Below are 353 nucleotides of genomic sequence, written 5' to 3'. Positions count from 1 at the left end.
TAGGCATATCTTTTAAATCCTAGTCTTTTATTATTCGGACAAATGAATTCATCGTTAATTTCGTCATAATCCCAATTTTGAGTATTAAAGATGTCACTTTTATATTTTTTAGTTTTATCTTTTATAAACATTCCATAAGTTATGAGTGGCGTTCGATTAAAATTATCTATAATTGCCATATAATTGGCTTCGCTACCATAACCTGCGTCAGCTACAATATATTCAGGTAAATGACCGTAGGTCTTTTGTATTGTATTTAAAAAAGGTATCATTGTTCTTGTATCAGTCGGATTTTGATACACATTATAAAATAAAACAAATTGAGAATTTGTCGCTATTTGTAAATTATACCC

Annotated in this window: 1 protein-coding gene; it reads right to left on the bottom strand. The window is 28.3% G+C overall.

The genetic code is table 11. The features are described 5' to 3' along the window. A partial coding sequence (locus tag HMPREF2663_RS07030; protein WP_141762234.1) for a transposase occupies nucleotides 1-353 on the bottom strand: 353 nt, incomplete at both ends.

The sequence above is a fragment of the Staphylococcus sp. HMSC077D08 genome (genome assembly GCF_001837945.1).
Taxonomy (GTDB): Bacteria; Bacillota; Bacilli; order Staphylococcales; family Staphylococcaceae; genus Staphylococcus; species Staphylococcus epidermidis.
Note: the sequence above shows the minus strand (reverse complement) of the source record. Positions and strands in the feature narration are given on the sequence as shown.